The following is a 21,304-nucleotide window of genomic DNA, read 5'->3' as shown; positions in this document are numbered from 1 at the left end:
TCGCAGTAGTGCGATGGACGGAGCTTTCCTTAAAAGCCGGACGGGTTTTGGGTAAGCTCGGTGAAACGATGCCATGCGGCAAAGCGTTCGCCGAGTTGTTTGCGGTAGACAGACGCGCGCAGCAAATGTCGCTTGATCGCGAAGTGCTGCCGGATCGGTCCGAAGTTCGAGAGAAAACGCCTGCGTGCGTTTTGGGTCGAGAAACCCGCGCAAGCGCCGCTCACATTCACGCGTAGGTTGATGGCTATTTTCGGCCCGATTGTTCACACGGGCTGCAGCCTTGACGTACACGTGCCTGACGTTTGCCAGCTCGGAGATCCTGGACTTCGCGGCCGGATAACTGCGTAGCTGGCCGGTGACGATCTTGTGCGGCACGGGACACGAACGAAGCACGCGCCTGAAGAATCGTTCGGCTGCGGCCGTGTCGCGCCGCTTCTGAAGCAGGATATCGAGTTCGGCGCCGTGCGCGTCGACGGCTCGCTACAGCGCATAAGGTTCACCGCGCAGCGTCACGAACAACTCATCGAGATGCCATGTATTGCATGGTTTTTGCCGGACAACCTTGACGCGATGCGCGAACCCGTGCCGAATTTATCGCACCAGCGGCGCACGGTTTCATAACTCACCACGATGCCGCGCTCGAACAGCAATTCTTCAGTGTCACGCAAGCTCAAATGAAACCGAAAGTACCCGCGGACGGCACAACTGATGACCACCGCTGGAAAGCGATGTCCGTGATAGAGCGATTTAGAATTCTTCATCTCAAGAATTCTACGCGGCCACCTCGGTAACGTGACAAAGCCCGCAAAGCTGGTCCAACGGGTGGGTCAGAATTCAATGCAAATCCCGGGGTCAGGATTCCATACAAATCAACATGCTGTGAGTAGAACCAGAGCTCGACGCATACGTAACTGACGCAAAATCACCATGGACCAATCTCCAACGATTTCAACGAAGCGAGCCATGAACGCAGACCGACTCATTCCAGCGATAAGCGCGAGCGACTGTATTGAATGCGGCGTCCCCGCGCGCGCGACCATATCGGAAAATGCACGGGTGCGTGGCGCTCATTGATGGCCGCCGTGGCCCAGAGAGGGCCCGACACCCAGGGATTCCGCTTTGCGGACAAGGTCCGGCATAGAGCGCGACCTCATCTTCCGCATGACCTGTCCTCGGTGAACCTTGACCGTGATTTCGCTCAGGTTCATCTTAGAGGCAGTTTCCTTGTTCAGCAGTCCAGACAGCACGAAGGCCATCACCTCTTTCTCGCGCGGCGACAGGGATTCATACGAGGCGCGCAGATCGGCCAACGCCGCTTCCGTCGCGAGCCGCTCACTATCTCGCAGCAGCCCGTGAGCCACTGCGTCGAGCATGTCCTGGTCTTTGAAGGGCTTGGCAAAGAAGTCCAGCGCGCCGGCCTTCATCGCCTTCACACCCATCTCGATGTCTCCATGGCCGGTCATGAATATGACGGGAATACGCATGCCGATATTGACGATTTCCTGATGAAGATCCATACCGCTTTTTCCGCGGAACCGCACGTCGAGGATGACACAGCCCGGCCCGGCGGAGTGCGGAAATCGTAGAAATTCGTCAGGGGATTCGAACACCTCCACGCGATAGCCCACGGAGCGCATCAGCGAGCTGACGCCAAGCCGGATCGCGTTGTCGTCATCAACGATGTAGATGACGGGACCGTCGGTTATTGCCTTTTCAGTTGCCATTCGGTGGGGTGGACCAGCAGTCATCAATGGGTTATCTCGCGTAGCCGGGACGCGGTCGTCTCAAATACTCATGTCACATGGCTCACGTCGCAGACGCTCGCGCGGAGCATCGGCGTGATCGTGGAGAACTGCCAAAGGCTCCGCGATGGCGAACGACCAAAAACGACTGGCGATCGTCAGCGGCTCCTCTCGAGAGACTTAACAATATAGTCGGGTTGACCCCGCATCGACTTGCGATACACATTAGCCGTCTAATCTGGGAACACCGTCAGTCTTCAGGATGGTTGCGTTGTTTCGTAAGCAACTCGCGAGGGCCATTCTGGACGACTGGTCGATGCTTTGGGTAATTTGGTGTCCACCAAATTATTGTGGGCACCAACGTGGACAAAACATCAAGCGCACGCACCAAGCGGCCGAATTTCTCGCTCGAGTTCAAGAGGCACCTGGTCGAGCAATCCTTTGAGCCGGGTGCATCGGTTGCCCTGATCGCGCGCGGCAATGATGTCAACGCGAACCTGCTCTTCAAGTGGCGGCGAGCGTATCTCGAGGGAGCGTACGGTCTGCCGACGCTGTCCGAGCAGGCGGAGTGCGAGATTCCGCCGTTATTGCCGGTGAACATCATCGACGGTACGTCTGTACAGGCGCCGCCGCCAACGGTCACTACAACTGAGCCGCTGGAGAGTGTCTGCGAGGTGGAGTTCGAGCGTGCACGCCTGCGCATTCGCGGCGAGGTCTCGCCGGAGACACTGCGGCTGCTGATTCGCGAGCTGTCGCGATGATCGGTCTGCCGGCGGGCACACGCATCTGGATTGCCGCGGGGGTGACCGACATGCGTTCCGGGTTCCAGGGCCTGGCCGCCAAGGTACAGACGGCGCTTCAGGAGAATCCGCTGGGCGGTCACGTGTTCATCTTCCGCGGCCGTCGAGGTGATCTGATAAAAATTCTTTGGGCTACCAGCGACGGGCTATGGCTGCTTGCAAAGCGGCTCGAGCGTGGCCGCTTTGTCTGGCCGCAGGCCGATAGCGGCAAGATCCATCTGACCCAGGCCCAGCTGTCGATGCTGCTTGAGGGCATCGACTGGCGGCAGCCACGCCGTACCGCCGAGCCACTGTCGATGTTGTAAACCGCGCAACACCTGCGTAAACTGCGTGGCATGTCTGATGCCAGCGACCTTCCTGATGACATCGATGCACTCAAGGCCTTGTTGCTCGAGGCGCGGGCGTCCCTGGCCGAGCGCGATCTGGAAATCGAACGGCTCAAGGCACAGATCGACAAGCTCAAGCGCATGCAGTTCGGCCGCAAGTCCGAGAAACTGGACCGGCAAATTGCGGAACTTGAGACCCGACTGGATGATCTGACCGGCAGCCGTGGCGCAGCCGAAACGCGCGAAGCACAGGCCGGCGGCAGGAGCAGGTCCGACGCGCCCGAACGTGCTTCGCGCGAGGCGCTCCCGGACCACCTGCCGCGTGAGGAGCACGTGCTCGAGCCGGAGCCAACCTGCGCCGAATGCGGCGGCCAGATGCAAGCGCTGGGCGAGGACGTCTCCGAGCAGCTCGGCCGCATCGCGGCAGCGTTCAAGGTCATCCGCACCATCCGGCGCAAGAAGATCTGCGCCTGCTGCGGTCGCATCGTTCAGCCGCCGGCACCGAGCCTGCCGATTCAGCGCGGCATCGCGCACCCAAGCCTGCTTGCCGAGATCTTTGTGGCCAAGTATGCCGATCACCAGCCGCTTTACCGGCAGTCGGAGATCGCTGCACGCGAAAACGTCAAACTGGACCCGGCGAGCATGGGCCGCTGGGTTGGTCAGTGCGAGGCGCTCGTCGATCCGCTGGTGAAAGCGCTGCGCCGCTACGCGATGGGCGGCCTCAAGATCCATGCGGACGACACGCCGATCCCTGTGCTCGCGCCGGGCAACAAGAAGACAAAGACAGGCCGGCTGTGGGTCTATGTGCGTGATGACCGTCGGTCCGGTTCGAAGGAACCAGCCGCCGTCTGGTTTGCGTACTCGCCCAACCGGCAAGGCGTCCATCCCCAGCGCCATCTGACCGGCTTCAGCGGGATCCTGCAGGCAGACGCGTATTCGGGCTTCAACGAGCTGTTCCGGGACGGCTCGATGCGCGAGGCAGCATGCTGGGCGCACGCGAGGAGAAAGCTGTACGACATTCACGTGCGCACGCCGTCTGAAACCACGCAAAAGGCGCTCGACTATATTGGCGAGCTCTACGGCATCGAAGCCAGTATCCGCGGCAAGCCGCCTGCCGAGCGGCTGCGTGTGCGGCAGGAGAAGGCCAAACCGCTGCTTGAAACCTACGGTGCATGGCTCAGGGCAAAGCTCCAGATGCTGTCAACGAAGTCGGATACGGCCAAGGCCATCAACTACTCGCTCAATCAATGGCTCGCGCTGACGCTGTACTGCGACGATGGCACGGTGGAGATAGACAACAACATCGCGGAGAACGCGCTGCGCTGTGTCTCACTGGGACGAAATAATACGCAGTTGCAAATTATGCGGAGTTACTCATTGTCGAAGAGTGCCATGCGAGTCGCCGACGCGATCCGCAGGGATTCGCGGTTCGGCGAGCTACGCATAATTACAGCGACTCAAGGAACTGGAGGATGCGGTCCGGTGGTCGATAGCGACGGTTCTTCACTTCCGGTGGCTGAATCCTGCTCAGCGCTCGCTGCTTCATCGTCAGATCGGCTTCCATATAGCAGTGTGTTGTCGATGGGCTTTCGTGTCCCAGCCACAAGGCGATGACCGAGAGGTCGACGCCTGATTGAAGTAGATGCATGGCAGTCGCGTGACGAACCAGGTGCGGAGAAACACGCCGTTTGGCGAGTTGCGGACATTGGTCCTTCGCGCGCGTTACGGCAATTCTCATTCGATCGGCGACATTGGAGCGTGTCATCGCGTTTCCCGATCGATTTGGAAAGAGCCTCTGACTTGATGCATCCTGGATCTGCGGCAACCACCCCTTGATGAGCCTGGCCGTGGATCGCCATAAAGGCACCGTTCGTTCCTTGCGTCCTTTGCCAAGAATATGAACGAAGGGTGATGTACCCAGCACGACATCACTGACGCGTAGTGCCAGCATCTCCGAGACGCGCGCCCCCGTGTTATACATCGTTGCCAGCAGAACCCTGTCGCGTTGACCCGACCAGGTGTCCGGGTCAGGCGCCGTCAACAGTTGCTGAATCTCTTCGCGTGACAGGAATCCGACCATAGGTTTATCGCACCGCTTCATCGGCACGGAGAGTGCGCGCTGTATAACGGCCAACGACGCGACGTCACGGTGTGCCGCGTACTTCAAGAACGAGCGCAACGCTGCGAGTCGAACGTTGCGGGTCCGCGTGCTGTTGCGCCGCTCAACCTCGAGATGCCGCAGAAACGCCAAGATCAGCGGCGCATCCATGTCCGACAGCTTCAGATCAGTTGGGCACCTGGCAAGGCGATCCGATGCGAACTGAAGAAACAGACGAAACGAATCGCGGTAGCTCGATATCGTCTCCGGGCTCACCGCACGTTGCTGCATCAACCGTTCGACGAAGAAGTCCTGCAGGAGCGTCGCGAAGGAAGGAACTAGGCAGGCTTTAGTCATGACGTACCCCTTCGGCAAAGCACGCAAATTTCCGGCTCACGATTTCCATGAGATCGGGAACCGCAGTCAGATACCAGTAGGTATCGCTCGGCTTCACGTGCCCCAGATATGTCGACAGCGCAATCATCCGGTTGTCGACGTTCACGCCGTCCTGATACCACTTGAGGATGCACCGGCACACGAACGTGTGGCGAAGATCATGGATTCGAGGCAACGCGTGGTCACCCCGAGAAGTCCACGCGAGTTGCTCGCGAAGCCGACCGAACACCCAGTGCACCGTTCGGGCCTGCAACTTCCTGCCATCAAGATTCACAAAGAACGAATCGCACGGCTCTGCGGCGACGACCAGCGCACGGCGAGCAGCGTAACGCTTCATGGCCAGAGTTACGGTAGGATGCATCGGAATAAGGCGCGACTTGTGAAACTTCGTCTCGCGCACCGTGAGCGTGCCCTCAGCAAGATTCACGTCGTCTCGAGAGAGATTGATGGCTTCCGAGATACGCAAGCCGGTTGCCGCAATCAAACCAAACAGCGCTTCATATGTAAGCGGTATGATCGAACCGACGGGTAACATCGCCGCCGACGCCGTGAGGAGTTCGCCGAGTTCCTGCTCCGTGTAGATGTGCGGCGCCAGACGACGATGGGCCCGCCCGCACAAGTCGCGTCGCGGAACAACCGTATCGGGATAGAACTGCCTGAGGTACTTCGCGAAGGGGCGCACTACCTCGATCCGACGCGCCCAGGTAATGGACCTTTGGCTCGGTGTCGAGTGTGCCCAAGCAAGGGCCAGACTTTCGGTGATCGGACCGCGATCGTGCGCCGTATCCGCGAAGCGGGCGAAGTTCATCAGCACCTGCCCCGAGATCGCAAGGTCGAAGCCGAGACAGCGTCGCTCTGCGAGATACGTTTCCACCAGCGATACCATTGTGTGTGCCGATTTGACGGGACGCTTCATGATTTGCTCCCCGGCCAGGGAAGCGCCACGGCCTCCAGGCTTCGCAGGTCGATCTTCGTGTAGATCGCGGTGGTGTCGATGCTCTGATGGTGCAATACGTCAGCCACTTCCTTCAACGACGAGCCGGAACGAAGCAGCCGTCGGGCCACGCTGTGCCTCAGAAGATGGGTTCCAGATTGTTCAGTCCAGCCGCAGCGAACATATGCGGCATGCACGGCCTGATGGACGCGCCCGGTTCCCAACGGAACGTCGGCGGGTGCGTAATGCCGGACAAAGACAGCACGGGAGGTCGTCGTCTTCCTTCGGGCTAACCGGATATAGTCGGCGATCGCACGACCTGTTGGCTCGGGCAACGGAATGACGTAGCCCCGTCGCGATTTGGTGCGACGGATTTGCAGCGTGCCTTCGCGCCAGTTTAAATCGTCGAGTTGGATTTGCACGACTTCCGCAGCCCGCAACCCAAGATCAGCCAGACAGCGCGCCACTGCGTAATCACGTAAGCTGGACGCAGTCGCGCGATCGAAGGAGTTCAGGAACTGCTCAATCGCTGCATCCGAAAGCGTTTCAGGCAGCGCCGCCAACCTCCATCCAGCCACGTTCGGTACTGCCGCGATCAGCTCTTCGACCTGGTCGTTATATTGCATGGTCCTGAATCGCAGATAACTGCGCAACGTCACGCCCGCTACGTGAGCGGCTCCAGCATTGCACCCGTCAGGGTAGCGCGTAACGAAACGACGGATATCCCGAATCGTTAGCTGCTCCATGTCGATGTGTTTGCGACCAAAGCGCTGACGCAAGAAATCGCGAATGATTCGACCACGCTGATATCGCGTGCATTCGGCTAGGCCGCAAACGTCCTTGAGGTGGTCAGTAAAGCGACACACCTCCTGTTGCACCGAATCCGGTTCTGCCTGCAGAAACCGAGGGACACCGCACGCGCCCAACACGACCAGCAAATGCCGAAGTGCAGCACTCACGTCTGTCCGACACCTCGGAATCGGATCTGGGCAGGTACATCGCCGCAAATGGTCGTTCACGAACCTGCAGACAAGTCGATCGTCGACACTTGCTACGGCTATACGGTGCGTTGTAAGCCAATACGCAAAGTGCGCGGCGCACCTCACGTAGCGGTTGACGGTGCCGGCCGCGTAGCCGGTATCAACGAGATATTCGCAGTAGCGCTCTGCGAAAGGAGAAAGGACGCTGCGCCACAACCACGCCTGAGGCTGCGGTCGAAGAGGAACCAAGCCGATCATGATGATTCTCCTGAATGGGTAACAACCCAAACAGGAAAGCATCTTTTTTATGTGCAGTTTGCTGCAAGCCACAGATCCCTGCAAGGCGCGTCGCACTGGCGCTCGTGACGAGCCGTACGATGCAAACTCCGCATAATTTGCGGCTGCGCATTATTCCGACAATGCAATTATGTGCATTGTCGGAAAAACTTCATGTTCGCCGGCTCTGACAGCGGCGGTGAGCGGGCAGCGGCGATGTACTCGCTGATCGCCACGTGCAAACTCAATGGCGTCGATCCGCGTGCTTACCTGTGCCATGTGCTGACCTGCATCGCCGATCACCCGATCAACCGCGTCGACGAATTGCTGCCCTGGCGCGTTGCCGCACACCTGCAAAATCCGCCCCAACCTGCGGTTCCGACCGGTTGAACAACAGCGGTGGACAGCACGCCCCGATCGCCCGGAACGGCTCACACGCGCTGAGCCAGTAGCCGACTGCACCTGGGACAGCGGTCCGTTACCCGGTAACGCTGAAGGGCTACCGTCGAACCTGGAAGTAGGTATCCCATTCTGCGGAGTCCGGATCGAGCCTGCGCACGATAGCCGCGTCCGCCCGCACTACCAGCCGCTCCAGCATCTCACGCTTCGTTACCGAGTAACGGCGTGCCAGCCGTGCGAGCGCGAGATCGGCTTCAGTGGTCACCCACATATCAAGCCGCCGCTCCCCGTTGCCATCGTTTCCAGCTGTCGCCCGCCTTGCCCGGAAGGCGGCCTGCCGCTCCGCTGTTGTTTGCGCCATCGGTTTCTCCTCGTCGTTGTTACCCGGTAACGATATGTCTGAATTCGTTACCGGGTAACGCAAAATACCCAAAGGAGATAGCATGTCCCGCTTCACATCGCGTCGTCCAGAAAAACCCGAACGGTCCAAGCGAGGCGCTTACGTTGTTTCGCCCTGTGCCATGACCGATCGCCGCCGGCATCGCATTCAGTGTCCGGGACGCGCCCTAAGTGAAGAGAATAGCGGTCGAAAGCCGTCATCTGTCAACCGCTCGAGTGCGAACAGGATCTCATGCTGTCGATCCGCGTCAAGATTCGCCGCCGCGATCTGGCGAAACTTTGCCGCCACTTGTTGCCTGTTCATAGGATTGGCGACGTCCCCTAACGGAAAGGGCACGGTTAGGCTCTGAGGTCCTTCGCCTTGGTCCAGGATCACACGGCAAGGTGTGCTGTTCGGAAATGTATTGTCGAAATCCTCGTGTGCAGCGAGTTCAATGCGAGCAGCAAGGGACAGTACTTCAGGATCGCGTAGGCTTTCAGGATCAACGGGCTGCAACGCTGCTGCACCTCGGAGAGCCGCCAGCGCGCAACTAAAATAGTAACTGTATTGGCCAGCTTCGAGAGTTTCTGGTGCGCGCTCGTTTGCCAATTTGAGGCCACGTGCGAAAGTTTCGATACGGAGACTGTTAATCGGCTTTCCTGAATGCCGCAAAGCCAGAATCCCATCTACAGCCGCGTGCATGTAACGACAGCATGCATATGGCTTGAGATAGCAGTCTTGCAGCAGCCAGCGCTCACCCAATCCACCGGTGAGCACCGACCGTTTGAAAAGTTCGTCCCGGTCAAGGAGATCACGCGGGCCCGTGCCGCCCGCCTTCGCGCGAAATGCAGCGGTCAGGCCGGCCACCACGGCGGGAGGAATCATTTCTTTGACGGTGCTGCCCGAAGTAGATCCAATTGGCCCCTCGGCGCCAGCGATTCCCAGTGCGTGCGCGAGCTGGAGCGCATTAAGGCCGAGCATCCAGCCGGCGGCGGCGGCAACGCCGTAATTGACCCAGCGGCCGCTCGCGTAGGTCTCTATTGTTGGCGTTGGGCGAGCAGAGGCAACCCGGAGGCCCACATCGTAGCCCAGAGCCAGGGCGTCGAAGATGCGTTGATCGGACACGTTGAGGGCTTGGCCAATTGCAAGGACAGCAGGAATGATCCCAGCTCCTGCATGCCCAGCCGCCCCTCGATGGCCGTCGTCGATGTCAAGGGCGCTTGCAGCCGCGGCATTAGCCATGGCCGCTCCAGCAATACTGAGCGCGGGGCCAGTCAACCAGACGTCTGCCTGGCCTGGACCAAATATTTGTTCGCTTGCGTTCCTTGCAGCTTTAGCCAGTTGCGAATTCAGCCCGCCCGCAGTCGCGCCGATGAGATCAGCAACCAACAACGAGCAAGTCTCGCGAGCTTGCTGTGGCAAGTCACCATCTTTATGACTGACCACAAACATCGCAAGTTCATCAATAGCGTGCATTGCTGTTCCTTCTATGTTTATGCACTTTCAAGTGGAAAGATTTCTGGTGTTAGACGTTATTTCCAGAGCTCGCCGCCGATGCATTGCCGTCGCTAGAGACAGTCGACAAGGGGAAGTAGCATGCCACACGTCGCCCGGAGACAATTTCATCAAGACTTGGCATTTCCTTCCTGCACCGGTCCGATGCGCGCTCGCAGCGTGGGTTGAACGAGCAACCTGGCGGCATGCGAGTCGGAGAGGGGATCTCTCCCTTGATCTTGGAAAGCCTTATGCGAGCTTGTGGATCCGGGACAGGGGATGAATCCTTTAGAACACGAGTGTAGGGATGCGCGGGTGTGTCGAGCAATGCACGGGTTGGCCCACTTTCGACGATTCGGCCTAGATACATTACGCTGACCGTGTCGCAGAATTGACGCACGACACCCAAGTCGTGCGACACAAAAACGAACGACAAGCCGCGTTCTTTGCGAAGCTTTGAAAGCAATTGGAGAATCTGCGCCTGCACGGACACGTCAAGAGCCGATACAGGTTCGTCCGCAATGATCATGTCCGGGTCGAGAACAAGTGCACGCGCGATGCCGATACGCTGGCGTTGACCGCCTGAGAATTCATGTGGGTATCGGTCGAGGACGTCGACTGGTAGGCCGACTTCGCTCAGCGTGCTGGCGACCTTGTCAGCGATCGAGCGTCGATTTCCCCGACCGTGCACGCGGAGTGGCTCTTCCAGCGTCTGACGAACAGTACGGCGAGGATTTAGCGATGCATAGGGATCCTGGAAAACGATCTGAATACGTTGTCGCAACGCGCGCATCTGTGACGTCGTGGCCCGTCGTACGTCGATTCCATCAAACAGAATTGAACCGGAGTCGGGCTCCATCAAACGCAATAACATACGCGCAACAGTCGATTTTCCGCAACCGGACTCTCCGACTAGGCCCATCGAGCCGCCCCGTTCGACTGTGAACGAGACTTCATTCACTGCTCGCACGGTCTTACGTGGCGCCCCGAACAGGCCACCACCGCTAGTGAAATGCTTGACCAGATTCTCTACGCGCAAAAGCTCACTCATAGCGACGGCTCCAGATCATTTCGCGATTGTTTCAACACCACTGGACAGCGCACCATATGACTATCATTGTCGTCAGATACAGTCATCAGCGCTGGGTGCTCTAGTTCGCATTGGGGTTGCCGGAATGAGCACCGTGAAGCGAACGCGCACCCGCGAGGCATTGCCGCCAACGTGGGCGCTCTACCGGGTATGCCCTGCAGCTCGTCGCTGTCAAGATCTACTCGAGGCATTGCCTGCAGTAGAGCTCGCGTGTAGGGGTGAGTGGGTTTAGCGAAAAGCGATTCAACGTCGGCCAATTCAACAATTTCGCCGGCATACATCACTGCAACCCGATCGGCAATCTGGGCGACGACGCCAAGATTGTGGGTTATGAAAAGGATGGACATCCCGTGCGCGGCCTGCAGTTGAGCCAGCAGCGCAAGAATTTGGGCCTGTATCGTTACGTCGAGGGCAGTAGTGGGCTCGTCAGCCACCAGTAGCTTTGGCTTGCATGCGAGCGCCATGGCAATTAAAACGCGTTGTCGCATGCCACCCGAAAACTGATGGGGAAAGTCGTTCAGGCGACTCTCCGCACCGGGGATACCGACTTCGCGCATTACGGCGAGTGTCTGCTCACGGGCAGAGGCTCGAGAAACCTTATTGTGTTGGCAGATAGCTTCACTGATCTGATCACCGACGGTCATCGTTGGATTTAGGGATGTCATCGGATCCTGAAAGACCATCGCGACATCGTTTCCTCGCACGTGTGACATTTCTTCTTCAGAAAGCGACGTGAGATCGCGCCCCTCGAGAAGAACGTTTCCACTCGTGTAGCGAGCACCGAAAGTCGGCAACAGCCTGAGAATCGAAAGCGCTGTCACGCTTTTTCCGCTGCCGGACTCCCCGACGAGCGCAATCGTCTCGTTCTTTGCCACTGAGAGTGACACGCCACGCACGGCTTCGTGCCATTGCTTGCGAATACGGAACTCAACGTGCAGGCCTTTAAGTTCCAGAACTGGTGAATCGGAGTTCATTGACCTTCTCCACGCAACTTGGGATCAAGCGAATCGCGCAAGGCATCGCCTAACAGATTCAAAGCCAGCACCGTAAGCAAGATGGCCATGCAAGGGAAGACGATCAACCACCAGGCATCCAGAATGTGATCGAAACCTTCCCGTATCATGTTGCCCCACGTTGCGATTGGGGGCTTCACGCCAAGTCCTATAAAACTAAGCGACGCCTCGGTGCGGATCGCTGAAGCCATCCACAAAGATGCAAGCACTACTACATCCGATGCTAGGTTGGGCAGAATATGTACGAACATCAGACGTATTGGCCCAAACCCAAGAGCTCGGCCTGCGTCAACAAAGTCGCGCTGCTTGAGCGAGATTGTTGGTGCTCGCGCGATTCGCACAAAGGGAGCGATCTCTGTAATGGCGATCGCGAAGATCAGATGTTGGAGACTTGCGCCGAGCATAGCTGCTACCATCAATCCCAATAGCAGTGTTGGGAAAGACAACAGCACATCAACTAATCCCATCAGGAGTTGATCAACCTTTCCGCCCACATAGCCAGCAAGTATGCCTAGGGACGAACCGATAAGCATGGCGATCGTTACTGCAACAAAGCCGACCGTCAGAGAGATACGTGCACCGTAGATCAGACGCGAAAGGACATCACGACCGTAACTGTCTGTTCCAAGGAGGAAGTCCGACGATGGCGGTTCCAGTCGATAGACGATGTTCTGCTCAAGCGGATCGTGCGGTGCAAGCCAGGGAGCGAAGATCGCCGCTAGCACGATCAACGCTAGCACGGTCATGCCAATCAAGGCGATCCTATTGGAATAGAATGCCCGCCACAGGCTGATAGGCCGGCCAGCTGAGGAAGGTGGCAGGGCTTCAGAATCTTGGGTAGATGCGTTGGTGCTCATTTGTATTTCACTCGAGGGTCGACCCATCCGTAGGTCAGGTCAGTCAACAGGTTCACCACGATCACACAACTGGCGAATACGATCATGAGTCCCTGCAACAATGTGTAGTCACGCGAATTCAAAGCGCCGAGGATCAACGTACCCAGGCCTGGCCGATTGAATACGATTTCGGTCAATACGGAGTTGCCGATCAGCGTGCCAAAATAGACACCGACTACGGTGATGACGGGGATCATTGCGTTCCGAAGAGCGTGACGCAAGATCAGTTGGCGCGGTCGCAAACCCTTAGCGCGCGCCGTGCGCATATAGTCCTCGCTGAGCACCCCTAGCATCGAAGAACGAGTGACCCGCGTTACATAGGCCGCCATGATCAGCCCTAAGTTAAGGGCGGGAAGCACGAGACCCCGCCATTGGCCCCAAGGACTGCCGGAGGTGGAACTGCCGATGACTGGGAACCAGTGAAGCTCGATAGCGAATACCAACAGCATCAGAATCCCCGAGACAAAACCGGGAAATGACAGTCCTGCCATCGACAAAAGACTGCTCATGTAGTCGGGCCATGATTTTCGACGAATCGCCGCCCAAATGCCTATTGGAAGGCCTACTACAACGCCGACAACAATAGACGCGACGGTCAACTGAAACGTCCATGGCAGGACCTCAGCAACTTCGGTCAGAACGCTTCGTCCGTTGGACAGCGAATGGCCGAGATTACCTTCGAGGACGTCGCGCAAAAAAACCAGATATTGGACGTACATTGGCAGATTCAGGCCCAGTTGGTCTCGCAATGCCGAGAGGGCCGCAGCGCTCGCTTGATCGCCCAGGATGGCGACGGCAGGATCCCCCGGCACCAGGCGCACAAGCACGAAGATGGCTGTCAACGAGGCCAGCAATGTACAGATGGCGAGTAACAGTCGTTTGATGATAAAGAGCCTCATGTCGAAGCCTCCGTGAGACGCGGTTCGATCAGACCTTGATCGATGGTCTGATCGATGAAAAGCACATGTACGACAGGCATATGCAACATACTGGTTTCCACCGTTGTCAATGTCTTCATTCCAGCGTCAAGCGCCAGATGTTCAATGGAACTCGGTAAGGTAGCGCTAAATCAGCGCAACCATCTAGCGAGTTTTCTTGTTACCGTACAGACGAACCTGCAAAGACTATCCGACCGAATTGATAGCCTTATTGGGCTTTCAGCGACGTGTTTTCAGTGATCGGCGGGGCAAGATTCATTGAACCTTTCAGATCGTATCCATATACAACCCGATCGCTGTGAGCCCATACTTGCAATTTGTCAAAAAGCGGTACCGAACAGACTGCATCGTGGATCTTTTGTTGCGCACTTTTCCAATAGGCCAACTGCTTGGCAGGATTGGGCTCGACACGCGCCGAACGGATGTCCGAGTCTGCAGCGGAGCAATGCGAAAAATTGGACATTGCCGTGGGTGTATTGACCGTAGACGTAGAGTCGAAGAATTCAGTCAGCCACGTGTCGGAGTCAGGAAAACGCGCTGCACCATATAAAACAAGCGCACTCATATCTTTCCGGCTTTGCGCCTGATAGGTCGAGTGATCGACGACCGTCATGTCGAGCTTGATCCCTGCCTTTGCGAGTTGTGCCTGTACGATCTCCATCTCAGACTGCAAATCCGACAGGTTGGAAACGATTGACTTGATGGTGACACCATTCGGGTACCCAGCCTCAGCCAACAGTCTTTTCGCATCAGCGATGTTGTACGGATATGTTCCGGCCGAACAGTCGACGCCCAGGTAGTTGGGAGGCACGGCCGAACAGCCCTTGGAAGCTACGTCCGCGCCGACATAGTGAACGAGCTCGTCGAGATTGATCGACTCCGCCACTGCTTTGCGTACCTTAATATTGTTAAGGGGCGGCATTCCAAGGTTAAGGAACAAGCTATTGAACTCACCAGGCCGGAAGATGTCGACGTGTGTGCCGCTGCTTTTGCGGACTCGCTCCACCCAACGTTGTTCTCGTTTTCCGTAGATGATATCGAGTTCGCCGGAGGTGAACGCCAGTTCACGATCGCTATCCGCGGGGATCATGCGGTAGGTGATTCCCGCAAGCTTAGGCTTGCCCCGAAAGTACGATTCGTTTGCCGCCAACTTTACGAATTGCTGTGTGACATGTTCTTTGAATTCGAAAGGCCCGGTACCTACTGGGTGACTTCCAAACTGGTTGCCGTACTTCTCGGCGGCTTTCATGCTGACAATGAGACCACCGTGATAATTGGAAACACGCCCAAGGAAAGTCGCGTCCGGGTACTTCAATGTAACTCGCACGGTGTACGGATCCGTGGCCTCGACCTTTTCGATAAGGGTGTAGTTTGCTGCATAGCTCGACCTTGCGGGATCCGCTGCGCGCTTTAGGGAATAGACCACATCGGCTGAAGTTAACTCGCCCCATTCACCGTGAAACTTGACGCCATGGCGAAGATGAAACGTCCAGACTTTCTTGTCGCTCGACGCGTCCCAGCTCGCTGCAAGATCGGGTTCAAGGGATTTTGGGTCGGCACTACCCGGCGCAAAGCGTACGAGCCCGTTATAGATCTCTGCAACCATTCCAAGGTCACCGATCGAGGTGGCCCGGTCCGGATCAAGTGTTAGTACATCCGGTGCACTAGAACTGACGCGGATGACGGGGCGCTGATCTGTCTGCGCAAGCGCGCCGATCGGAACAATACTCGCCGTGACAAGCGCAAGCATTGCAGCCAGGCTGTTCCATGAGGACATAAGCTGGCGGACGTTCAGAAGACCCCGCTTACGCCGAATCGAAAGAGCAATAGCCGCGCGAGAAGAGGCGGCCCGCACCTCAAACAATTTAGATAAGTTCATCGTGAGTTCCTAATGATGATTTGCGGGTTGCAGCAAAGATGACTCTAAGAACCTGTCAACTGAAAAGGCCGAGAGCGGCGTTTCGGTCTCACCATCAAGAATCAGATCTGCCAACACTTCGCCAACGCCGGGAGCCAGGAGAAAGCCGCCGCCTGAGAAGCCAAATGCATGTAAGAGACCAGGGGTGGTTTTGCTTAAGCCGATAATGGGGTTGCTATCAGGTGTCTTGCCCTCCACGCCGCTCCAGGTTCGGATAAGCAAAGCGTTTCGCAGAGCCGGTAACATTGCGCAAGCCTCATGCATTGCCGCAAGGGTGATATCGTTGGACGGTTGCGCGTACTCGCCGTTGCCGCGTGCTCGGCCTCCACCGAGCACCACATTTCCCCGCTCGACCTGGCGGGCGTAAAACCCGCCGCCGTACGCCCCCAGGTTGACTGTGATGAACTGGGGCAATGGCTCGGTAACCCACATGTTCGGATACATCGGTTGCATGGGTATAGTCTCTTCAAATTGCGCTGCGACACTGTTCGCCCACGCGCCAGCCGAATTGATGAGCCAACGGGAACTGACGCGCCTATCACCCGCCATCATCTGGAAATGCTTTCCGTCGAAGCTGCAATCCTTGAGCTCAGTTTGTTCCCAGACATCAGCCCCGGATGCGCGCGCAGCTTGTGCGAAAGCGGGAGAAACGAGTCGGGGGTTTGCGTGTCCGTCGCTCATGCACAGCGATCCGCCGACCGTGGCATTCCCGAGCCACGGATAAAGCCTGCGAAAGGCGGGGCCTTCCAGCAACAATGTCTCAAGACCATACTCTCGTGCCATAAGTGCCCAGGCACTCAGCCCTTCGAGGTCTTCGTCGCGTCGAGCCAATCTAAGATGGCCCGAAACGACAAACTCGCCGTCGGTGCCGATTAGTTGGGGAAGGTCGTTCCATACGCATCGCGCACGCATCGCAAGCGGCATCTGTTCTTTGGGGCGACCTTGGCAACGCACACCGCCATAGTTAACGCCGCTCGCCTGTGCACCACAAAATCCACGTTCAATCAAAACGACGCGCATACCTCGTCGAGACAAAGCAAGTGCAGCAGACGAACCAACGAGACCTCCGCCAGCAATAGCGACGTCATAGTGCTGTAAGTCACTCATCTCGGTCGCCCTCCGGAATGATTTCCAAAGTATCTACATTGAGTTCCGGAGAGATTGGTATAGGCTTGATCGGTGACTGACTCCGCAATCTGCCTACTTCTTCGGGTGTCTTTCCCAATTCCTCCGCGAGCAGGGCAATTGCGGCCTCACCACACATGCGACCTTGACATCGACCCATGCCGACGCGGGTTAAGGCTTTTAACCGGTTTATCTCCGTCGCCTGGCCGCTACGAATGCAGTGACGCAGCGTGCCCGCGGCGATCTCTTCGCAGCGACAGATGGTGAGGTTGTCAGGCCATGCACCGGCTGGATTCTTCGGTGGCGCGAAAGCCGTTTCGATTCCCGAGCGGAACACCGCAATCCTCTTCAACTTTCGCTCGAGGGTATCAACGTCGGAAGTGCCGTCACCCCGCGAATGAGCAATGCCAAGATCACTCAAAAGAGCCAGGCCGACACGGCGACCTGCGAGTTCCGCTGCATCGGCGCCAGCTATTCCAGCTCCATCTCCCGCCAGATATACGCCAGTGACCGAGCTGCGGCCGGCGGAATCTTGTTCGGGTAGCCAGCAGCAATTTAATGTGTCGTATCGGAAACGACAGCCGGCGAGGTCGGCCAGTTGCGTTTCAGGCCGTAGGCCAAAGCTGACACCAACAGAGTCGCAGTCGATCCATCGAGCGGAAGCTGATGTAGCCGCATCCTTGTTTCGTTTCCAACGGACACCACTGATCGCCCGCTCTCCTTCGAAACTGATCAGAGAAACATTGAACTCGATCCGAATGCCCTTAGCTTTTAACCAGCTAAGGTAGTAGATACCTTTTGCGAGGGTGGCAGGTTGCCGCGATAACTTGGGTAGCGCCATTGCTTGCCGCAAGAACGGACTGGTGTCGAGTACTGCAACAACATTCGCGCCTGCCTTACAGTACTGGTACGCGACCAAATAAAGGAGAGGGCCTGTCCCGGCAAGAACTACGTTACTTCCGATTGCGCACCCCTGTGCCTTAAGGGCAATCTGAGCCCCGCCAAGCGTGTAGACGCCCGGCAAAGTCCAACCCTGCAGAGGAAGCACTCGGTCGGTTGCGCCGCTGGCGATGATGAGATGCGAAAACGCAACTCGCCCTGGGCGGCCACCGCTCAGTGTTTCCACGTGACCTGGCTCGCATGCCCATACAAGCGTTTCGGCGCGATAGTCAACTTTGGGCAAGAGCGCGGCCATAGCGGCGTGGAGAGAATCCGCTTTGGCGGCCTCAAATCCATACAGGTCTTTCTTCGTTCTCCGGAAGCCAGCGTTCGCAGGTGGCTGGCGATAGATCTGACCTCCCCAAGTGGGATTCTCGTCAATCACGATAGGTCTGATTCCTGCGCCTACGATCGTTTCAGCTGCACGGATCCCGGCGGGTCCTGCGCCAACGATTACAACTCGAGGTTCCGCGCTCATTGTGCGCCTCCAGCTGAATCGGCTGTGTTGTTTGTGATGAGTCGAAGACCTGCACGCAATGGCGTCGAGCAAGCTCGTAATTTAGTACCGTCCTCACACCGGACCCAGCAGTCCTGACAGGCGCCCATAAGGCAAAACCCTGCGCGGGGCTCACCGCTGAATTCAGCGTGACGCAAATAGCGCTGATTACTCAGTATGGCGGTGAGAACGGTGTCGCCGACCAGCGCGCGAAGCTCGACACCGTCAAGGTGGAAAGTGATAGGAGCGCGCACCGTTTCGGACACGCGGACTAGTTGCTGTTTGGACTGGGGCATTGCATAGCTTTAAAGGTAATGACTAGCGACGACGTACAACGGCCCGAAGCTGGTCTGATGTGCTCGAAAAATCGAAAACAAATGACCTAGAAAATTTAATAATCCTACAAATGCAGCAGGTCGCATTTGATTCTGAACGACTATTAGCATTACTTACGACATGTTCGTTTTCGCTACCACAACTCCTTGAAACTGATCAATATTCGCACGCTGGGCTATTTAGGAAGTAGCGCTATGGGAGACGCTCGCTCAATGTTGACCGGAGTCGTCCTGGACTGGGTCATGCAATGGTGTTCGAGATCAAACGTGTCTGCTTCTCAACGCACTATTGCTCTGATGTTTGGATCTGATTGCCTGTTCACTTCCTTAGACAAGCTCGATCCGCCAGTTTGAACTTCCACATGCGCGTGTCCTCGCTCGGCTAATGTAGGTAACTGTAGGTAGCCAAATCGTCATAGTCAACTAGGTATTTCCACTCAAAGGATTTAAAATCAATAAACATCCGATAGATGGAATATATGTTGGTATATATGCAGAATAATTTTGATAGGTGGATGATAAAAGAAAAGGCTGTTGAGGTAAGATGTGCCAAGACCTTGTCGGTTCGACCGGCGGAATGTGATGAAATGCTTAAAGGCAATGAAATGAAATCTGCGGAAGGAGCGGCCCCGGGATCTGTTGATTCCTCCGATACGCCCGGCGTCGGCGTTATACATAGATCCTTTGCGATTATTCGGACACTGGGGTCCTCCCAACCGGACGGTTGTCGGGTGACCCAACTCGCGAAGGTGCTCAGGCTAAGTCAGCCCACGGTCCACCGCCTCCTGGGTGCGCTTATCGAGGAGGGGATTGTTGAACAGGACACTGGCACGAAGCGATACCGGTTAAGCGTGGAATTTTTCGCAATGGCCGCTCAGGCTGGAAATCCGAACGGGATGCGGGAACTCTGTAGGCCCTCTTTGTTGCAACTCTGTTCCAGTCTCGGGGAAACTGTTTTTCTGCTGGTCAGGAGTAACTTTGACGCAGTCTGTCTTGACATGTGCGAAGGGCCTTTTCCAATCCGCACGTTCACGGGCGACATCGGGGGACGGGTTGCGCTGGGGGTGGGGCAGGGAAGTTTGGCGATACTCGCGTTTCTTCCCGAAGACGAGAGGGAAGAGATCATTCGTTACAACGTTCCTCGATTGCGCGCCTATGGGGTACTCGATGAGGTGTACTTACGCGCGGAGATCGAACGGACCCGGTCACTTGGTTATGCGGGCCGCAACTCCAGTTTGCTGGAAGGCATGGCGGGGGCGGCAGTGCCTATCCTGGACCGTTCGGGCCGCGCGATTGCTGCATTGAGCATCGGTACGCTTGCCACGCGGCTTGACAATGATCGCTTGCCGGTGGTGATTGATTTGCTGCGCCGCCATGCGGACAAGATCGGCCCGCGGACCAATCCGTTTAACGTTGGCGTGGGCCGTTCGCTTCACGGCTTGTCACGCAGAAAAATCCAGCCTGATGAGGTGCAGATAACCTCAACTTGATCGCTTTGTCGAATCATTTGTTGGAACGACATTGCTTTTTTGGCATCATACAAAAATGCCGTGCCGTCCAATAAAAGTAAATGTGCGCCAGCGGCGCTTGTCACCGAGTCTGCCAGACGTGCAAAGAATAGCTGTCTTTAAACGTGTCCTTCTTCGTGCGCGCATAGATAACGCTCAACAATGCACGACGGCACTCAGCGTTTTGCCCTTGTTCCTGGATAAGTGGTGCGGTGAAAAGCGCAATTGAGAATTGCTGGAGCGCCGCCGGTCAAGTGGTCTTTGAAGATGTGTCATCTGCAGTCCTGGGAACCGTGCGCGATCCATTGAGCGGGACGCGGGTCACCTTGACGCCGTTATTGCAATACTGCTGAAACTCATGGTCGGCCAGACCATCATCAGTAATGATTTCGTCTACAGCTGTAACGTCGACGACGTTGTGAAATGCTCGCCCGGCAAATCGACTACTATCGATTAGCAGAAATGTTTTGCTCGCTGCGCGGATCATTGTTCTTTTGAGGGACACTAAATCTAGAAAAGTGTCAGATACGCAATGTTCGTCAACTGCTTGCGCCGAAAGATAAAAATGGTCGACCCGAATATCGCGTAGGAAAGATAATCCGGGCTCCCCCAAGAGGGTATAGGCGCGAGGTCGGCACTGCCCCCCGGGCACAATGAGCTTCACGTTTGATTTTCGCGTCAACAGGTTAGCAACTAGAAGGTCACTCGTGACCACTGTTAATGAAAGATTGAGTTCCGCAACGACCTGCGCAAATTGATGCATCGTTGAGCCGGTGTCAATAAGAATGCTTTGCCCATCGGATAGGCGCGTCGCAGCCTCAACAGCGATCGCATGCTTTTCTTCAACCGCTGTGCCACGCGCTTCATCTATGCTCGGCTCGTATGTCGAACGCTGACGGATGCGGACCGCACCTCCATGCGTTCTTCGAAGCACGCCGCGAACCGCCAGAGCATCCAAGTCTCGACGTATTGTCGACGCCGACGTTTTGAAGATGCGGGCAAGTTCTTGATTCGAGGCGCCAACGTTAGACTGGAACCAATCTGCCATCCGCTGTTGCCGCTCAGCCTGGATCATGTCCTCCGGGATGTCGGGAGGCGGTTCTTCTGTATTGTTCTTGCCATTCGCGTCGCTTTCCGTCATTCGAGTAACCTCTGGGGTAAACTAAACTGTGATTTTGGAAAGATACACGAAGTGCTCCTGCTCTCTCCGACGGGCAATTGA

At 56.8% G+C, this 21,304-nt stretch carries 18 protein-coding genes and 3 pseudogenes; 5 read left to right on the top strand and 16 right to left on the bottom strand.

Going from position 1 to position 21,304, the window contains the following annotated elements:
- Positions 1-29 precede the first annotated feature (29 nt).
- Positions 30-761: pseudogene (locus P0D84_RS44635) on the bottom strand (IS6 family transposase).
- 306 nt (positions 762-1,067) lie between these two features.
- Positions 1,068-1,724 carry a response regulator transcription factor gene (locus P0D84_RS44630; protein WP_408349438.1) on the bottom strand — a complete coding sequence of 219 codons (657 nt, stop codon included), beginning with the start codon at positions 1,722-1,724 and terminating at the stop codon, positions 1,068-1,070.
- A gap of 380 nt (positions 1,725-2,104) precedes the next feature.
- Here P0D84_RS44630 and tnpA point away from each other — a divergent pair, with 380 nt between their 5' ends.
- The 3 genes and pseudogenes from tnpA to tnpC all read left to right on the top strand — a co-directional run.
- Positions 2,105-2,503, top strand: a complete 399-nt coding sequence (gene tnpA / locus P0D84_RS44625) for an IS66-like element accessory protein TnpA (protein ID WP_408337155.1) — start codon at positions 2,105-2,107, stop codon at positions 2,501-2,503.
- On the top strand, positions 2,500-2,847 hold the full coding sequence (gene tnpB, locus P0D84_RS44620; protein WP_408243351.1) for an IS66 family insertion sequence element accessory protein TnpB: 348 nt from the start codon (positions 2,500-2,502) through the stop codon (positions 2,845-2,847). The genes tnpA and tnpB overlap by 4 nt, the downstream gene beginning before the upstream one ends.
- A 30-nt stretch (positions 2,848-2,877) precedes the next feature.
- Positions 2,878-4,215 (top strand): annotated as a pseudogene (gene tnpC, locus P0D84_RS44615) (IS66 family transposase); the annotation flags it as partial.
- A gap of 100 nt (positions 4,216-4,315) precedes the next feature.
- On the opposite strand, the gene P0D84_RS44610 reads toward tnpC, so the two are convergent.
- From P0D84_RS44610 to P0D84_RS44600, 3 genes are read right to left on the bottom strand one after another with little or no spacing between them, the layout of a single operon-like run.
- On the bottom strand, positions 4,316-5,323 hold the full coding sequence (locus P0D84_RS44610; RefSeq protein ID WP_408339057.1) for a tyrosine-type recombinase/integrase: 1,008 nt from the start codon (positions 5,321-5,323) through the stop codon (positions 4,316-4,318).
- Positions 5,316-6,278: a tyrosine-type recombinase/integrase gene (locus P0D84_RS44605; protein ID WP_408339055.1), complete on the bottom strand. Its 963-nt coding sequence runs from the start codon at positions 6,276-6,278 to the stop codon at positions 5,316-5,318. The genes P0D84_RS44610 and P0D84_RS44605 overlap by 8 nt, the downstream gene beginning before the upstream one ends.
- On the bottom strand, positions 6,275-7,255 hold the full coding sequence (locus tag P0D84_RS44600; RefSeq protein WP_408339053.1) for a tyrosine-type recombinase/integrase: 981 nt from the start codon (positions 7,253-7,255) through the stop codon (positions 6,275-6,277). Before P0D84_RS44600 ends, P0D84_RS44605 begins: the two co-directional genes overlap by 4 nt.
- Positions 7,256-7,714: 459 nt before the next feature.
- Between P0D84_RS44600 and P0D84_RS44595 the strand changes: the two are divergent.
- Positions 7,715-7,942: pseudogene (locus P0D84_RS44595) on the top strand (transposase domain-containing protein); the annotation flags it as partial.
- Positions 7,943-8,051: 109 nt separating this feature from the next.
- Here P0D84_RS44595 and P0D84_RS44590 read toward each other — a convergent pair.
- The 10 genes from P0D84_RS44590 to P0D84_RS44545 all read right to left on the bottom strand — a co-directional run bounded on the left by P0D84_RS44590 (position 8,052) and on the right by P0D84_RS44545 (position 18,535).
- The gene (locus tag P0D84_RS44590; RefSeq protein ID WP_408337159.1) at positions 8,052-8,312 is read right to left on the bottom strand and encodes a hypothetical protein; all 261 of its coding nucleotides are present in this window, start codon (positions 8,310-8,312) and stop codon (positions 8,052-8,054) included.
- Positions 8,313-8,498: 186 nt separating this feature from the next.
- Positions 8,499-9,806 carry an MmgE/PrpD family protein gene (locus tag P0D84_RS44585; protein ID WP_408349436.1) on the bottom strand — a complete coding sequence of 436 codons (1,308 nt, stop codon included), beginning with the start codon at positions 9,804-9,806 and terminating at the stop codon, positions 8,499-8,501.
- Between the two features lie 49 nt (positions 9,807-9,855).
- The gene (locus tag P0D84_RS44580) at positions 9,856-10,875 is read right to left on the bottom strand and encodes an ABC transporter ATP-binding protein (RefSeq protein WP_408349433.1); all 1,020 of its coding nucleotides are present in this window, start codon (positions 10,873-10,875) and stop codon (positions 9,856-9,858) included.
- Complete coding sequence (locus tag P0D84_RS44575) at positions 10,872-11,888, bottom strand: ABC transporter ATP-binding protein (protein WP_408349430.1); 1,017 nt, start codon at positions 11,886-11,888, stop codon at positions 10,872-10,874. The genes P0D84_RS44580 and P0D84_RS44575 overlap by 4 nt, the downstream gene beginning before the upstream one ends.
- A complete protein-coding gene (locus tag P0D84_RS44570; RefSeq protein WP_408349427.1) occupies positions 11,885-12,784 on the bottom strand; it encodes an ABC transporter permease in 900 nt (299 codons plus the stop codon). The genes P0D84_RS44575 and P0D84_RS44570 overlap by 4 nt, the downstream gene beginning before the upstream one ends.
- Positions 12,781-13,722: an ABC transporter permease gene (locus P0D84_RS44565; protein ID WP_408349425.1), complete on the bottom strand. Its 942-nt coding sequence runs from the start codon at positions 13,720-13,722 to the stop codon at positions 12,781-12,783. The genes P0D84_RS44570 and P0D84_RS44565 overlap by 4 nt, the downstream gene beginning before the upstream one ends.
- Positions 13,723-13,969: 247 nt before the next feature.
- Positions 13,970-15,640 (bottom strand): ABC transporter substrate-binding protein, encoded by a 1,671-nt coding sequence (locus P0D84_RS44560; protein ID WP_408349422.1) that lies wholly within the window; start codon positions 15,638-15,640, stop codon positions 13,970-13,972.
- A gap of 9 nt (positions 15,641-15,649) precedes the next feature.
- Complete coding sequence (locus P0D84_RS44555; RefSeq protein ID WP_408349419.1) at positions 15,650-16,786, bottom strand: NAD(P)/FAD-dependent oxidoreductase; 1,137 nt, start codon at positions 16,784-16,786, stop codon at positions 15,650-15,652.
- Positions 16,779-18,221, bottom strand: coding sequence for an FAD/NAD(P)-dependent oxidoreductase (locus P0D84_RS44550; protein ID WP_408349416.1), 1,443 nt, complete (start codon positions 18,219-18,221; stop codon positions 16,779-16,781). The genes P0D84_RS44555 and P0D84_RS44550 overlap by 8 nt, the downstream gene beginning before the upstream one ends.
- Positions 18,218-18,535, bottom strand: a complete 318-nt coding sequence (locus P0D84_RS44545; RefSeq protein ID WP_408349413.1) for a (2Fe-2S)-binding protein — start codon at positions 18,533-18,535, stop codon at positions 18,218-18,220. The genes P0D84_RS44550 and P0D84_RS44545 overlap by 4 nt, the downstream gene beginning before the upstream one ends.
- Positions 18,536-19,179: 644 nt before the next feature.
- On the opposite strand from P0D84_RS44545, the gene P0D84_RS44540 reads away from it, so the two are divergent.
- Positions 19,180-20,064, top strand: a complete 885-nt coding sequence (locus P0D84_RS44540; protein ID WP_408349862.1) for an IclR family transcriptional regulator — start codon at positions 19,180-19,182, stop codon at positions 20,062-20,064.
- A gap of 268 nt (positions 20,065-20,332) precedes the next feature.
- Here P0D84_RS44540 and P0D84_RS44535 read toward each other — a convergent pair whose 3' ends face one another.
- Positions 20,333-21,223 carry a DeoR/GlpR family DNA-binding transcription regulator gene (locus tag P0D84_RS44535; RefSeq protein WP_408349410.1) on the bottom strand — a complete coding sequence of 297 codons (891 nt, stop codon included), beginning with the start codon at positions 21,221-21,223 and terminating at the stop codon, positions 20,333-20,335.
- Between the last annotated feature and the right edge of the window lie 81 nt (positions 21,224-21,304).

This window comes from Paraburkholderia sp. RL17-337-BIB-A (assembly GCF_046025895.1).
Classification (GTDB): domain Bacteria; phylum Pseudomonadota; class Gammaproteobacteria; order Burkholderiales; family Burkholderiaceae; genus Paraburkholderia; species Paraburkholderia fungorum_C.
This window is presented reverse-complemented; position numbering and strand designations above follow the sequence as displayed.